Genomic DNA, 15,209 nt, shown 5'->3' with positions numbered 1-15,209 from the left:
AGGTTTTACGTTTTCGCACTTTGGGGAATGCTGTTTTGTAATCGATATTTATTTGGGTTTAATTAATTTATGTTCGCTTAATAACACTTTGGGGAAATGCTATAATGCGCTGTATTGTTTATTGTTTTTTTTGTTGATTTATACTGTTGTTTAATTGGGTATTAATAGGCATAATCCATATGCTTTCGTAATACGTGTTATCTACATTGGTATAGTAGCTTATTAGGGCTTCTTGCCAAGTGTTGAATCGTTTTAAGTACACATACATGTAATTATTTAATGGGTTTATAAATGAGTCTGATAGTATGTCACGGTTATTTAGATCTTTCATAAAGTTTACCGCGTTAGGATATTCTGCAAATACATTGGCAACAATATAATAGCCAACAGGAACGTCTTCCATTTCTATGGTAACTCCGGCTTTTGGCGATGGTCTTAATTGTTCTGCGCCGCCAAGGGTTAGCGTATTTCTTACCGTTTTATCTTCTTGCTCTTGTGCTATTTGTAATTCTGTTTTTTCGGTTTCAACAGTGTTTATTTTTAAGTTGTCTACATGTACAATATAGATTTCCAGATTGCTGTTGTTTTCCTTTTTATCTTGAAGTGCGCTTACAGCTTCTGGCAGTACATCGTAACGTTTTATGTTTAGTAAATCGTTTTTATTTAGATTAGAAATTGGTTTAGAAACCAAATAGTAACCGTTTTCTGCCTGTTTTAAATCTTCTAGTGTTTTAGGTGTTATTTTTTCGGTTGGGGCATTTACATTACGTAAAACAATAGGGCTACTGCTTTTGCCATTTAGTTTGGTATTTTGTTGGCGTTGCGAATAGGCCTTAAGATTTTCTATTCGAATTTGTAATTCTTCTTTATCTAAAGTTGAAATATCATCATCTTGTACCAATTTTTCTAATAACGGTAGAGTGTAGTCGTCTAACTCGGTTTCTAAGCTGTTTAATTGCTCGGCAATGGCTTCTTGTTGTTCGGCTTCTAAAGCTTCGATAATTTCTGAAGCATCGTCTTCATAGGTTTCAAAAGTTCTTGTATCGCGTTGGTTTTTAATAGCGAAAGCCATGTTAAACTCGTGCGAAGCTCCAAATTGGTCTATATTGTTTTTTACTGTTTTTTCGTAAGTATATCCTATCGAAAGGCGGTTGGTAATGTGTACGCCCAGCCCTGCACTAAATCCGTAGTAATCGTCGTAACCTGTTTGTAACCAACCTAATTTAGGTGCGTCGTAAATCGCCGAGGCACCATAACCAAAGTGGGTAATATCGTTAATGCGACTGCGTAACTGAAATTGAAGTTGATGGTCTTCTAACACTGTTTCGGTATGTTTTAAAGCCCAAGTGTACATTAATTGTGCGGCGAAAGTTTTTGGAACATACTCACTAGCTAAGCTTGTTGTTTTAAGATCGAAATCAATTAAATTCTCGGCATAAAGTCCAAGGTCAAATTGTTTGTAATTTAAATTGATACCTGGTTCTATAGCAAATAATGTGCTGTTTTCTAATTCATAAAGTCTTGGGTCGGCAGTAGATACTACAGTTTTGTTGCGGTTTACACCACTATTATAAAATGCCATGTTAAAACCTAGTGTTAAGTTTAAATCGGTATCTAATTTTATATTGTAAGCATAATTGGCCACAGCACCAAAACTAGTGATAATCCCCAGGTTTTGCTGATATAAAGCAACACCTAAACCAGCACGTTCTGTGAATTTGCCAGAGTAACTTAGCATGTAGGTTTTAGGAGAATCGTTATACGAAATCCATTGATTACGATGATATAACGCCGCATTTGTATTGGTTTCCCTTACAAAACTATAGGTTGGGTTTTGTAAAAAGCGGTTGAACTTTAAGTTGTTTTGTGATGGAATTTCCAACGATAGGATAGGCCCCTCTTGCGCATGCGCTAAAGGCGCTACTACAAGCAGTGCTATAATAAATAGTATGATGTTGTGTGTTTTCATCAGTTATTTTACTATTGTTATAGATCCTTTTTTAATGGTTTTTCCGTTATCTAAAATCATGTAATAAAACACGGGGCTTTTATTGGAAAAACGATAGTCTTGTTCTGGCCAATTATTCATGTAATTTGTGCTTTTAAAAGCGACAGAACCATCGGCTTTGTATATTATAATTTCTATGTTAGGTTGATTTACATATTGGTTAGGTAATGCCCAAGTGTCGTTAATGCCATCGTTGTTTAAGGTTACTGTATTTGGTATGGCAATGGCATTATTTTCTATTTCTGTAACCGTAAAAGTTTTTACAACTTCGCATGAATTTACCGATGCCGTTAAGGTGTATTGTCCGGCTTCACTTATCGAGGTTTCGTTGGTTGTAGATACTACAGCACCATTAAAAAACCAATTGTAATTTTGAGCACCTTCGGCAGTAAGTGTTAGGGTAGTCCCTTCAACTAAATTTATGTTAGACGGATAGTTTGTTGTGATTGCATCTTCATTTAATGCTTGTATGTCTAAATAATTAGATGCTATAACACAATCACCATCGGTAACTTCTAAATAGTAGGTACCAGCTTCGTTTACTGTTACAGTAGTACTAGTACTTAGTATGGTATTTGCATCTGTTTTGTACCAAGCAAAGCTAATATCGTCTGTAGGTGTAACATCCGAGGTAATGGTTACCATGCTAGACGTATCGCAAAAACCATCTTGTGTGCTTACAGAGACTTGTTTTACTGTAGTTAGATGAACATGAATGGAGTTTGATGTAACATATCCAAAATTAGGAACTTGTGCAACAACGTAGTATTCGCCATTGTCTTTTGGGTTGGTAATGTCTAAATGTAAAGTGTTGGCTTCGTTAACCATGGTATTATTTTTATACCACTGAAAGCTGTAATTACTGAAATCGCCTTCTAATAAGTCGATGCTTCCAGAATCTGTATCGGCCAATAAACTGGTTAAACTAATTGTTATAACATCGGTCGTACAGGTTTTGAAGTTATCGTTTGCAATGGTAGCCGAAACATTTGAAGGTGCCGTAAATACAAATGTTTTTGAAATTTCGGTGCTGCAACCTTCGGTTTGGGTTACTGTAACTTTATATTCGCCAATTTCGGTTACTGTAATACTGTTTTGTTTAGCAGTTTCAATAAGCTCATTATTTTTATACCAACTAAAAGTAGGTGAAGTGGCATCGGTGCTTATGTGTATTGTTTTAGACTCACTTGGGAGTAAAACATTTTGTTCTGGCGTTTCTGAAGTAATATTTATACCGCCATCTATAAGTTCAATAGTATTCGAACTCAAAGTACAGTTGCCACTTGTCACTTCTAAATAATAATTTCCAGCAGTATTGGTAATTAAACTACTATTCGTTTCGCCTGTAATACTACTGTTGTTTTTATACCATTGGTAGGTGTAGTTGCTGTTTGAAACATTGGCGCTTAAAGTCACATCCTGATTGTTACATAAAGCAATATCGTTTGTAATGCTAATGTTTTCTGTTGCCAATTGTACATCTATAGCATTTGATATTTCGGTGTCTTCATCGGTTAATTTAACATCTAAGGTGTAGGTTCCGTTTTCTGAAGCATCAGCGATTACAATACTAGAGTTGGTTGCTCCAGTTATAGGGCTATTGTTTTTATACCATTGAAATGTATAATTAGATGTGTTTTCAATTAAATTGATGGTATCGTCGTTGGTAATGGCGTCAAATTTACTGATGCTTAATGTTGTTGAGGTACTGCTACAAGAACTATAATTGGCATCGGTTGAAATTTCTAATTCATAATATAACGGACTAGAAACAGTTATTGTAGCTTCTTTTTGAAGCGCACAAGGTTCGGTTTGTGTTACTACTACTTTATAGATGCCAGGTTCTGATATTAAGATTTCAGCTTCAGACTCCCCTGTGATTTCTATATCGTTTTTAAACCAAGTATAGCTAGGATTTTGAGCTGTTGTTTGTGCGGTTAGGTTTAAAGTGTTTCCAGGAAGTATTAACAGGGTATTGGCGTTGTTATTTATAGAAACGTCGAAGTCTAGATTGTTTATGGTTATGGTATTTGACAGAAAATCACAATCACCACCCATATTGATTTCTAATTGGTAGTCTCCTGGCTCTAAAACTTCATAAGTAACTCCGTTAGCATTTGTTATTGCGGTATTGTTTTTATACCAAGTATAACTGTAACTGCTATTGGTGATAGCACTGGTGAGTAATACAGAACTACCATTACAAAGTGCAGTTGCACTGGCGGTAATTTCGGGAACTATGTCGCTAATAACTTCAACATCTACAATATTAGAATAGCTATCCATAACACAATTGCCGTAGTCGACCACGCAATAGTACGATCCTGGTTCCGAAACCGTTAATTCCGATGAAGTTGCTCCCGATATTTCGTTAAAGTTCTTATACCAGATGTATTTTAAATTTGGATAATATACAGGCGATGCCGGTGTGTTGTTATTGTCTATTTTTAGGGTGTAGGTTTGTCCTTGACATAGCGAAACAGTGCTGTCGTAACTATTAATGGAAAATGGTTGGTTATGAGTTGCGTAGTAGGCAGAAAAAGCCGTTGTTGACGGACTTGTAAATTCTGGATTTGTACTGCGAATTCGTATTTTATAAGCATCGCCAGAGGCTGTTTCTGGTATGGCAAATTTTTCGCGAACAGGAGATGCTGAATTTGTTAGATGTTTTAAAACCACAGGAGCAGAGAAATCCCCGGAAGCATCGGAAAGCTCGATCAAGAATTCGTTATCTGCGCCTAAATTTTGTGCTGGATAAAACGAGAAGTTCACTTGAAACTCGTTAAAATCGGCCGATGCACAAGCTTGGGTAAAATCTAGAGTAGGGGTTAAAATGGTGATTTGGCTATAACTCCTAGTCGTAAAACTTATCCCTATAATAAGGCATACAAATAAACTCAGTTTATTTGGTAGGTTAGTAGGTTTCATGGTCTTTTTAGTAAAGTTTATTTTACAGCCGATAGTAATGTGGGGGCATTAACAACTGGTTATAAAATAAGGGTGTTCTAGTTTTGTTTCAATATATATCTGTTAAAATTAATAATCTATTCGGTTTTAATTGCTTACGGTTTTTGATCGTATTCCATTAAATTTCGTAGTATAAACGTATAAAAAATTTGAGTGTTCACCAATAAAATTTGCATTTAATCGATAAAATGCAGCTTTTTATCCTGTTTTTAATTTTTAAAAAGTTAAAATATGCTAATACTAAAATAAGTTTACTCCATAGAGTTTTAACTCAAACCTGTCTTTTGAAACGTGCATTATATTATAGTATTAGAATCTAAAGTGTGCTTAAGATCTAAATTGTTTAAAATCAATTTTGTAAACGTGTTATTGATTTATTGGATTAATTAGCGTTAAATTTTAAATACAAAACCTTCGTTTGTTTTTTTGTAGTATTTGTCTTTGTCGAAAGTGTGAAGGAACGACCCGCGCTTAGACGATTCGGTGTCTTTTTCGTCGAGACGTATTAATATGTCTAAGCTGTTAATTTTACTAATAAAGTTCCGCTTATCTAGTTTAGTATTTAAAATAGATTCATAAAGTTTTTGAAGCTGTTTCATGGTAAATTTCTCAGGAAGTAGTTCAAAACCAATAGGCTTGGTTGAGGTTCTGTATCTTAACCTTTTTATGGCGTGGTCTACCATTTGATTGTGGTCAAAAATAAGATGTGGCATTCTGGAAACACTAAACCAGTTCGCAGAAAATTGTTGGGTTAATTCCTTATTATGGTCTTCTATATTAATAAGGGCATAATAGGCTACAGATACCGTACGTTCACCAGGGTCACGATTAACTTCACTAAAAGCATAAAACTGCTCCATGTAAATATCGTTAAATCCGGTTAAGTAATGTAAAATTCTACTAGCAGCATCGTGAAGGGTTTCGTGACGTTTAAGAAAACCACCTATTAAAGACCATTTACCACGTTCTGGTTCGAAATCCCTTTTAATTAAAAGAATCTTTAAATCTTCACCATCAAAACCAAATATAATACAATCTACAGCCAATAGTACCTTGTCTTCGGTACTGTAATTATTCAAATTCATTTAAAATTTTTTGTGAAGATAATTTTTTTTCATGAAAACGTTTGAAAGCTAAAATAAAGTTAAAAATAGCGTGTAACCTTTTGCTGGCAATGGTTTAACGGTTTTTTAACAACATTAACTTATTCTCAAATATAGATAAAATTAATGATTAATTGTTAAAATTTAGGTTGAATACTTGCTAAATCAGAATTAAACATATACTTTTATAAATGTAAAAAACACACTTAATATTAATTTTAAACTAACACACATGGTTACAACAACTCAATCATTTATGAAGAGCAGGTTGTTAAAGTCTAAAACCAGGATTTTAACTTGTGCATTGCTACTGCTGTCATCTATGAGTATTTTTGCTCAGCAGAGTAAAACAATTACAGGTACTGTAAGGGAAGCCGATTCCGAAATTCCCTTACCAGGCGTTAATGTTTTGGTTAAAGGTACTACAACGGGAACTGCTACAGATTTCGATGGAAATTTCGAAATTAATGCCACTCCAGAAGCTATTTTAGTGATTTCTTATTTGGGGTATGTTACCCAAGAGATTCAGGTAGGAAATCAGACAAATCTCAGTATTGTATTAAAGGAAAGTTTGTCGGCTTTAGATGAAGTCGTTGTTGTGGGATACGGCTCGAAAAAGAAATCTGATTTAACAGGTGCCGTTAGTGTTGTAGATGTAGACGATGCTAAAAAGACCATTACTTACGATGTTGCCAAAATGTTACAGGGACAGGCTCCAGGGGTAACAGTGCAGTCTTCTGGTGAGCCAGGCGGATTTGTAAACATTAAAATCAGGGGTATTACTTCGTTTAGAAACAATAATCCACTTTTTGTTATAGATGGTGTTATTGTAGATAATCCTTACGATTTTGCAACAGGCGATATCGAGTCTATTCAAGTGCTTAAAGATGCATCGTCTGCTGCTATTTATGGAGCACGTGGTGCAAATGGGGTGGTTATTATTACTACTAAAAAAGGTAAAGAAGGCAAATTGGATATCAGTTATAAAGTGACAACTGGATTCCAGAATTTACCAAAAAACAGATGGTACGATTTAGCAAACAGAGAGCAATACCAAGAATTGGTAAGAGTTGCCGAAACCAATGCCAATAATCAAGGTTTAAATGTGGCTACTTCGCCAGCAAATTATCCAGATAGTGATTCGTATATCGACGATGTAGATACCGATTGGCAAGATGAGGCTTTTAGAACGGGGATTTTAGAAAACCATACTTTAAACTTGAGCGGAGGAGCACCAACATTAAATTATAATGTAAATGTAGATTATTTTAAAAATACTGGGTATTTAGAAACACCTCAGGATTATGAAAGATATACAGCAACCATGAATTTGAATGGAGAAAAAGGAAAATTTAAATATGGTGCAAAAATGTCGTATTCTTTATCCGATAAAGAAAACTTTAACGAGTATAACGCTGGTACTTCATCTATTATAAATTTAATTCAGGCCATACCAACAATGCCGGTTTACGATCCTAACAGATTAGGTGGTTACGGCGGTACAGATGGTATAACCCAACGTGCTATATCGTTAAATGTTATTGGATATAACAACTTAATTACCAACGAAAACAAGCGTAACCGCTTTGTTGGTAACATGTGGGGTGAGTATGAAATTCTAAAAGGACTTAAATACAAATTGAGTGTAAGTGCCGATCGTACAAACTGGGATACCAGATATTACAATCCGGAAAGCGATTTAGGCTGGTATTATATAACCACACCAGAGGAAGCTTTATTAGATGTTAACAGTGGGCATACTACAAGAACCATTGTAAATAATTTATTGACTTACGATTTTAATTTGGCCGAAAAGCACCAATTTAACTTTTTAGGAGGTTTGTTACACGAGCGCAATAATTATTACAATATGAGAGCTTGGGGTACAGGCTATGCTGCTGGAACAATTCCGCATTTAGAATATGCCGATAACCGTGATGCTTCAGAGTATGAATCGGAAGAAACATATAAGTCGTACATTGGTAGATTCGACTATACGTATAATGACAAATATTTATTAACCTTTAACTTCAGACAAGATAAATCGTCTAAGTTCGCTGAGCGTAATAATACAGGTAACTATTGGTCTGTATCTGGAGCATGGAAAGTGCATAACGATATTAATTTGCCAGATTGGTGGAACACCTTTAAAATTAGAGGAGGTTATGGTCAGTTAGGTAACAATACAATAGGTTTGTATGAATTTGCTAGAAACTTAAATCCATTTGCTAGTTACGATTTCAATAATGAATTAGCTCCAGGAACCATAGTAGTAAAAATGGTAGATCCAGATATTAAATGGGAAGATACAGAATCTGCTAACGTTGCAGCCGAATTTGGAATGTTTAACAACAGATTACAATTTACTGCCGAATATTTCATGAAACAGTCTACAGATTTATTGGCCGATATTCCAATTCCTTATTCTTCAGGTTCATTTCCTATATCATTAACAACCAATGCAGGAACTATTAAAAATACAGGGGTAGAATTTTCCTTTAGCTGGGGAGATGTTAAAGAAGATTTCAGTTATAACATTTCTGCCAACTTAGGAACCTTAAAGAACGAAGTGTTAAAAATAGGGGTAGACGACACACCTATTTCATCTGGGGTAGGAAGAACAGAAGTTGGTCGTTCTGCAGGTGAGATTTATGTATACGAAACCGATGGTTTATTCCAGTCGCAAGACGAAATTAACAATCATGCGTTTCAGTCTGGGGCGCAACCAGGAGATGTTAAGTTTGTAGATCAATTAACTGTCGATACCGATGGTGATGGTATTCCAGATGCTGGTGACGGATTAATAACAGATGAAGACAGAACATTCCAAGGTACCGTAATTCCTAACTTAAATTTTGGTTTAAACTTAAGTGCTAGTTATAAAAATTTCGATTTTTCATGTTTCTTTCAAGGGGCTGCCGGACATAAAATTTATAACGGAACGCGTCAAAATATCATGTTAGGCGATTTAGTAAATAGTTCTGTAGAAATGATGGATTATTGGACACCAAATAATACCGATACCAATATACCAAGACCAGTTATAGGAGATCCTAATGCTAATAACAGAGCATCAGATCGTTTTATTGAAGATGGAGACTATGTAAGATTGCAAAGTTTGGAAATTGGATATAACATTCCAATTCAAACTAAAGTGTTTCAAAGAGCTAGAGTTTTCGCATCTGGTCAAAACTTGTTCGTAATTACGGGCTACAGTGGTTATGACCCAGATTTTATTAGTGACGGATTGTTTAATAGAGGTTTTGAGTTCGGTTCGTTCCCGAACCCAAGAACATTAGCTCTTGGTGTGCAGTTAGACTTTTAATATTGAAAATTTAGAAATTATGAAAACAAAACATATATTATATTCATTTGCAATTACATCGGCTATATTGGCTACAGGATGTGTGAGTGATGAAGACCTTAATCAAACCGACCCGAACTTTGAAACAGCCGATTCTTTTTGGCAAGACGATAATGATGCATTAGAAGGTGTAAACTCTGTTTACGGTAGTTTACTTACAGATGGGTCTTATATGCGTAGTACGCCGTTGTTATTAGATTTAAAAGGCGATGGTACACGCAGTAACAGTCCGTGGGCGGCTATGGCTAATGTTGGCCGTTTTAATACCAGTGTAGCCGATGCCGCTATTTATGGTTGGGCTTTCGAAACCTTTTATCAAGGGGTGTACAGAGCTAATCAAGTGTTAGAAAACGTTCCAGGCATGGAAATGGAAAACGAAGCACTTAAAGATAGAGTAGTAGGTCAGGCTTATTTTTTAAGAGGGTTATACTTTTTCCATTTGGTAAACATGTTTAAAAACGTGCCGTTACCATTAACGAGTTTAGAAATTTATCACGAGCAAAAAACACAAGAAGAAGGTTGGGCTCAGGTAAAATCTGACTTGGAAGCTGCAGCAGCTTTGTTGCCAGAAAATTATAATTCAGTGTCAGGACCAGATGCCGGACAAGTAGGAAGAGCCACTAAAGGCGCCGCTATGGCATATTTAGGAAAAGCACATTTGTTTACAAAAGACTTCAATGCTGCTAAAACAGCTTTCGAGAGTGTAATAAATTCTGGAGAATATGCATTAGTAGCAAATTACCAAGATAATTTTACGTTATACAACGAAAATAATTCAGAATCTATTTTTGAAGTACAATTTAGTCGCGAAGCAGGAGGAGTAGACTTAGGCTGGGGCGGTGCGCCAGCATCTGGTTGGGGTAAAACTTCTGCCAGAGCCATTACTTACGGCCCACCAACTTTTGGATTTACAGATGTGCAGCCAACCCGTATTTTATTCGACGATTTTCATAAAGAACAAACGGTAGACGGTCAAGTCGATCCACGTTTAGATGCCACTATGTTTTATAACAAACCGGGAGGCATGATGCTGTATGGTGTAGATTTTGCTACGCATTATGGCGCTAACGAATCCTATTTAAACGATTTATTTGTTGCTAAATACCAAAATTCTGATGGTAGTAGAGTAGATGAGTACGACTGGAGATCTGGAATTAACGAACGCATTATGCGTTACGCCGATGTGTTATTAATGTATGCCGAATGTTTAAACGAATTAGGACAAACCGATGCTGCTTATGCTTACATTCAGCAGGTGAGAGATCGTGTTAATTTACCAGATTTGGCAACTACCAAACCAGGTATGTCACAACAACAAATGAGAGATCAAATTGCTCACGAACGCTTTTTAGAGTTTCCTTTAGAAGGGCACAGATTCGACGATATTCGTCGTTGGGGATGGTTACAAGATCCAGCTAAACTCGAGTGGTTAAAATCTAGAGATCCAGAGTATAATAGTTATGTTCCTGGGCGAGAATATTTTCCGATTCCACAATCAGAAATGGACAACAACCCTCTAGTAACAGAACAAAACACAGGGTATTAATACTTTATTTTGAATTAGTCTAAGCATTAAAACCTTAAAGACCGCGTTTATCGCGCGGTCTTTTTTAAATTAAAAACAACAATGAAAAGAAAACATATTTATAGTGCTGTTGCCGGTTTGGCTTTAAGTGTTATACAACCACTTGCAGCTCAAAAAAACACCGAAGTATCATTAACTTTAGAAGGCGATGCTCCAATAATTAGTAAACATATTTATGGTCATTTTGCAGAACATTTAGGACGCTGTATTTACGATGGTATTTATGTTGGTGAAGCCAATAAAAACATACCTAATACCAATGGTGTTAGAAACGATATAATTACAGCGCTTAAAGAGTTGAAAATTCCAAATTTAAGATGGCCTGGCGGATGTTTTGCCGATACCTATCACTGGAAAGATGGTATTGGTCCTAAAAAAGACCGACCAACAATAGTAAATCAATGGTGGGGTGGTACAACAGAAGACAACAGCTTTGGAACCCACGACTTTTTAAACCTTTGCGAAGTGTTAGATACAGAGCCTTATTTAGCCGCAAATGTAGGTAGTGGTACTGTTAAAGAATTTACAGATTGGATTCAGTATGTGGGGCACGATGGTGTTAGTCCGATGGCTGATTTAAGAAAAGAAAACGGTCGCGAAAAATCTTGGAACGTAACATATTGGGGTGTTGGTAACGAAATGTGGGGTTGTGGTGGCCATATGACGCCAGAACACTATGCTAACATTTACAGACAGTACGCTACGTTTATGACGAGTTGGACTAACGACCAAAAATTATTCAGAATTGCTTCTGGAGCAAATGTGGCAGATTACCATTGGACAGAAGTATTGATGCGTGATATTCCTAAAAATTTAATAGAGGGTGTCGCTTTGCACTCGTATTCATTTGTAAAATGGGAAAATAAAAGCTCCGACATAAAATTTAACGAAGCACAATATTTTTCAACTATGAAAACCGCATTAAAAATGGAAGAACTGGTTGAAAAACATACGGCTATTATGGATAAATACGACCCTGAGCATAAAGTCGCTTTAATTGTAGATGAGTGGGGCGGATGGTACGATAGCGAAACACCAGAAAAGGGAGTGTTATATCAGCAAAATACAATGCGCGATGCTATGATTGCTGGAACGACATTGAATATTTTTAATAATCATGCAGACCGTGTTAAGATGGCAAATATTGCACAAACAGTAAATGTGTTACAAGCTGTTATTCTTACAGAAGGCGAAAAAATGTTGTTAACACCTACTTATCACGTAATGAAAATGTATACCGTGCATCACGATGCTACTTTAATTCCAGTAACATTTAAATCGCCTAAATATACTGTAGACGGCGAATCGTTAGACGCTATTTCTATTTCGGCATCAAAAGACGAAGCTGGTAAAGTGAGTGCGTCATTAGTGAATATCGATGCAAAACAAGCGCATACCGTAAGCATAAATGTAAAAGATTTAGGGTTAAAAAATGCTACAGCAAGCATTTTAAGTTCTAAAGCTTTACAAGATCATAATACCTTCGACAATCCAAACAATATCACACCACAACCATTCAAGGATTTTAAATTGAAAAAAGGAGAGCTACAAGTAGAATTGCCTCCGTTTTCGGTAGTAGTAATAGAAGGAGAAAAATAATGAAACTTACACATTTAAAACACATCTGTCTTGTTTTACTTCTTTTTGGAATGGTGTTTAGTTGTTCTAAAGATGAAGACGTTACTAACGATCCCGATGTTGAAGAAAACCCGACAGATGACGACGATAACGAACCAACGGAACCTGCTTTCGATGGGCCCACTTTTGCTGATAATTACACCAATATAGGTTCATGGGCTAATAGAAGCCGTTGGAATTTAGCTAATGTACACGACCCAACAGTTGTAAAACAAGGCGAGTACTTTTATATGTATCAAACCGATGCTTCTTATGGTAATGCTCATGATGGTCATGGGCATTTTCATGGGCGTCGCTCTAAAGATTTGGTAAACTGGGAGTATTTGGGCAAGACAATGGATGCCGCCCCTACTTGGGTTAAAGATTCTATGAACGCGAATAGAAGGCGCATGGAATTACCCGAAATTGCAAATCCGAAATACGGTTATTGGGCACCTTGTGTACGCGAAATCAATGGGATATACCGTATGTATTACAGTATTATTGTAGATGAGCTTATAACGGGAACCGACGGTTGTGCTTCATGGGGAGAACGCCCTTATATAGGTATGATGGAAACTACCGATTTGGCTTCTAATAATTGGGAAGATAAAGGTATGGTTATTACTGCCATTCCAGATGGAGTAGAAGATTACTACAGAGCCAGTTGTAACGATTGGAGTTCGTATAATAAATTTAATGCCATAGATCCTAGTATAGTAGAAACACCAGAAGGTGAGCAGTGGTTAATTTACGGATCTTGGCATACGGGCATTGCTGCTGTACAGTTAGATCCAGCAACAGGTAAACCATTCCAACTTAATGGTATTGAAGATTATGGAACAAGGATAGCGGGTCGTGGAAATATTGGATCTAATAGATGGCAAGGTTTAGAAGGTGCAGAAATTATATATAATCCAGATACTGGTTATTACTACTTATTTTTGGCATACGACGAATTATCTGTAGCATATAATACCCGTGTGGCTAGAGCTACAAATTTGTTAGGGCCTTATGTGGGTATCGATGGTCAAAATGTATCGGAAGGTGCAGAGTGCTGGCCGATGCTTACACATCCTTATAAATTTAACGGTCATACAGGATGGGTTGGAATTTCGCACTGTGCTATTTTTCAGGATGCCGATACCAACAAATGGTATTTTTCATCGCAAGGTAGATTGCCAGAAGGCGTGCCAGGAATTAACGTGTCTAATGCCGTAATGATGGGACAGGTTAGAGAATTGCAATGGACAGAAGATGGTTGGCCTGTAGTGGCTCCAGAACGTTATGCTAATGTGCCAGAAACTAATATTACAGTAGCAGACATAGCAGGTACTTGGGAGCAAATTACTATGAATTACGAGTATAAAGTTATGCAAACTTCAAAAACCATAATTTTTAATAGTAATGGTACTATGGGCGGCGAAGTTTCTGGTAATTGGGAATTTAATGCAAATACCAATACCATTTATGTAAACGGACAAGAATGTAAACTTTTTGATGCTTGGGATTGGGAAGCTTCGCCAAGAGCAGTTACCCTGTCGTATTCTGGATTTACAACGGAAGGAAAACCTATTTGGGCAAAAAAAATAAATTAATATACTATGAAACGATTAAATTTTGCAAGTACAGTTCTGGGCGTGGTTTTAACGACTCTACAGGTACAAGCACAACAAATAGACAACATAAACAACCCGATTATTACCGATAAATATACTGCCGATCCAGCAGCTATTGTACACGATAATACGGTGTATTTGTATACAGGGCACGACGAGGCTCCAAACGATTTTAATTTTTATAAAATAGACGAATGGTTGGTGTATTCATCAACCGATATGATAACTTGGAAATCGCATCCCGTGCCATTAAAACCGGCCGATTTTAAATGGGCAAAAGGCGATGCTTGGGCATCGGAAGTTATAGAGCGTAACGGAAAATTTTATTGGTATGTTACCGTGTCTCATGGTAGTATCCACGGCAAATCTATTGGTGTGGCTGTATCCGATTCGCCAACAGGGCCATTTAAAGATGCTTTAGGGAAAGCCTTAATTACTAACGATATGACCAAGCATACCGATATTTCTTGGGACGATATAGATCCTACTGTGTATGTAGATCACGATGGTCAAGCCTATCTATATTGGGGCAATACTGTTTGTCATTATGCCAAATTAAAGGATAATATGATTGAATTGGATGGACCAATACATACGGTAGATCTTCCTAATTTTACAGAAGCACCATATATTCATAAAAAAGGCGATTGGTATTACTTATCGTATGCGTATCAATTTCCAGAAAAAATTGCTTATGCCATGAGTAAGTCCATCACTGGTCCTTGGGAATATAAAGGTATTTTAAATGAAGTTGCAGGGAATTCCAACACCAATCATCAATCAATTATAGAGTTTAAAGGAAAAGATTACTTCATTTATCACAATGGTAGCATTCCTACTCATGGAGGAAGTTTCAGACGCTCGGTATGTGTGGATAGATTATACTATAATCCCGATGGCACCCTAAAGCGTGTGATTATGACTTCGGAAGGGATTCAAGATTAAA

The 15,209-nt window shown here is 36.4% G+C and carries 8 protein-coding genes; 5 read left to right on the top strand and 3 right to left on the bottom strand.

Features of this window, described 5'->3' with window-relative positions; translation table 11 throughout:
- Nucleotides 1–118: 118 nt before the first annotated feature.
- The 3 genes from ACR9EA_RS08990 to ACR9EA_RS08980 form a co-directional block, all read right to left on the bottom strand.
- The gene (locus ACR9EA_RS08990) at nucleotides 119–1,969 is read right to left on the bottom strand and encodes a PorP/SprF family type IX secretion system membrane protein (protein WP_435131820.1); all 1,851 of its coding nucleotides are present in this window, start codon (nucleotides 1,967–1,969) and stop codon (nucleotides 119–121) included.
- Between the two features lie 3 nt (nucleotides 1,970–1,972).
- Nucleotides 1,973–4,936 (bottom strand): gliding motility-associated C-terminal domain-containing protein, encoded by a 2,964-nt coding sequence (locus ACR9EA_RS08985; RefSeq protein ID WP_435131818.1) that lies wholly within the window; start codon nucleotides 4,934–4,936, stop codon nucleotides 1,973–1,975.
- A 431-nt stretch (nucleotides 4,937–5,367) separates the two neighbouring features.
- Complete coding sequence (locus tag ACR9EA_RS08980; RefSeq protein WP_435131816.1) at nucleotides 5,368–6,060, bottom strand: NUDIX hydrolase; 693 nt, start codon at nucleotides 6,058–6,060, stop codon at nucleotides 5,368–5,370.
- A gap of 250 nt (nucleotides 6,061–6,310) precedes the next feature.
- Between ACR9EA_RS08980 and ACR9EA_RS08975 the strand changes: the two genes are divergently transcribed.
- From ACR9EA_RS08975 to ACR9EA_RS08955, 5 genes are all read left to right on the top strand, one after another.
- Nucleotides 6,311–9,403 carry a SusC/RagA family TonB-linked outer membrane protein gene (locus tag ACR9EA_RS08975; protein ID WP_435131813.1) on the top strand — a complete coding sequence of 1,031 codons (3,093 nt, stop codon included), beginning with the start codon at nucleotides 6,311–6,313 and terminating at the stop codon, nucleotides 9,401–9,403.
- Nucleotides 9,404–9,422: 19 nt separating this feature from the next.
- A complete protein-coding gene (locus ACR9EA_RS08970) occupies nucleotides 9,423–10,988 on the top strand; it encodes a RagB/SusD family nutrient uptake outer membrane protein (protein ID WP_435131810.1) in 1,566 nt (521 codons plus the stop codon).
- Nucleotides 10,989–11,069: 81 nt separating this feature from the next.
- Nucleotides 11,070–12,626 (top strand): alpha-N-arabinofuranosidase, encoded by a 1,557-nt coding sequence (locus tag ACR9EA_RS08965; protein WP_435131808.1) that lies wholly within the window; start codon nucleotides 11,070–11,072, stop codon nucleotides 12,624–12,626.
- Complete coding sequence (locus tag ACR9EA_RS08960) at nucleotides 12,626–14,242, top strand: arabinan endo-1,5-alpha-L-arabinosidase (RefSeq protein WP_435131806.1); 1,617 nt, start codon at nucleotides 12,626–12,628, stop codon at nucleotides 14,240–14,242. The genes ACR9EA_RS08965 and ACR9EA_RS08960 overlap by 1 nt, the downstream gene beginning before the upstream one ends.
- A gap of 6 nt (nucleotides 14,243–14,248) precedes the next feature.
- The gene (locus tag ACR9EA_RS08955) at nucleotides 14,249–15,208 is read left to right on the top strand and encodes a glycoside hydrolase family 43 protein (RefSeq protein ID WP_435131805.1); all 960 of its coding nucleotides are present in this window, start codon (nucleotides 14,249–14,251) and stop codon (nucleotides 15,206–15,208) included.
- Nucleotide 15,209 lies beyond the last annotated feature (1 nt).

The sequence above is a fragment of the Formosa sp. A9 genome, from assembly GCF_051200825.1.
GTDB lineage: Bacteria > Bacteroidota > Bacteroidia > Flavobacteriales > Flavobacteriaceae > Formosa.
Note: the sequence above shows the minus strand (reverse complement) of the source record. Positions and strands in the feature narration are given on the sequence as shown.

Bases quoted from the DNA above. Each gene is read 5' to 3' on its own strand.
- ACR9EA_RS08960 (WP_435131806.1), top strand. From the start codon at position 12,626: ATGAAACTTACACATTTAAAACACATCTGTCTTGTTTTACTTCTTTTT.
- ACR9EA_RS08985 (WP_435131818.1), bottom strand. From the start codon at position 4,936: ATGAAACCTACTAACCTACCAAATAAACTGAGTTTATTTGTATGCCTT.
- ACR9EA_RS08955 (WP_435131805.1), top strand. From the start codon at position 14,249: ATGAAACGATTAAATTTTGCAAGTACAGTTCTGGGCGTGGTTTTAACG.
- ACR9EA_RS08990 (WP_435131820.1), bottom strand. From the start codon at position 1,969: ATGAAAACACACAACATCATACTATTTATTATAGCACTGCTTGTAGTA.
- ACR9EA_RS08970 (WP_435131810.1), top strand. From the start codon at position 9,423: ATGAAAACAAAACATATATTATATTCATTTGCAATTACATCGGCTATA.
- ACR9EA_RS08980 (WP_435131816.1), bottom strand. From the start codon at position 6,060: ATGAATTTGAATAATTACAGTACCGAAGACAAGGTACTATTGGCTGTA.
- ACR9EA_RS08975 (WP_435131813.1), top strand. From the start codon at position 6,311: ATGGTTACAACAACTCAATCATTTATGAAGAGCAGGTTGTTAAAGTCT.
- ACR9EA_RS08965 (WP_435131808.1), top strand. From the start codon at position 11,070: ATGAAAAGAAAACATATTTATAGTGCTGTTGCCGGTTTGGCTTTAAGT.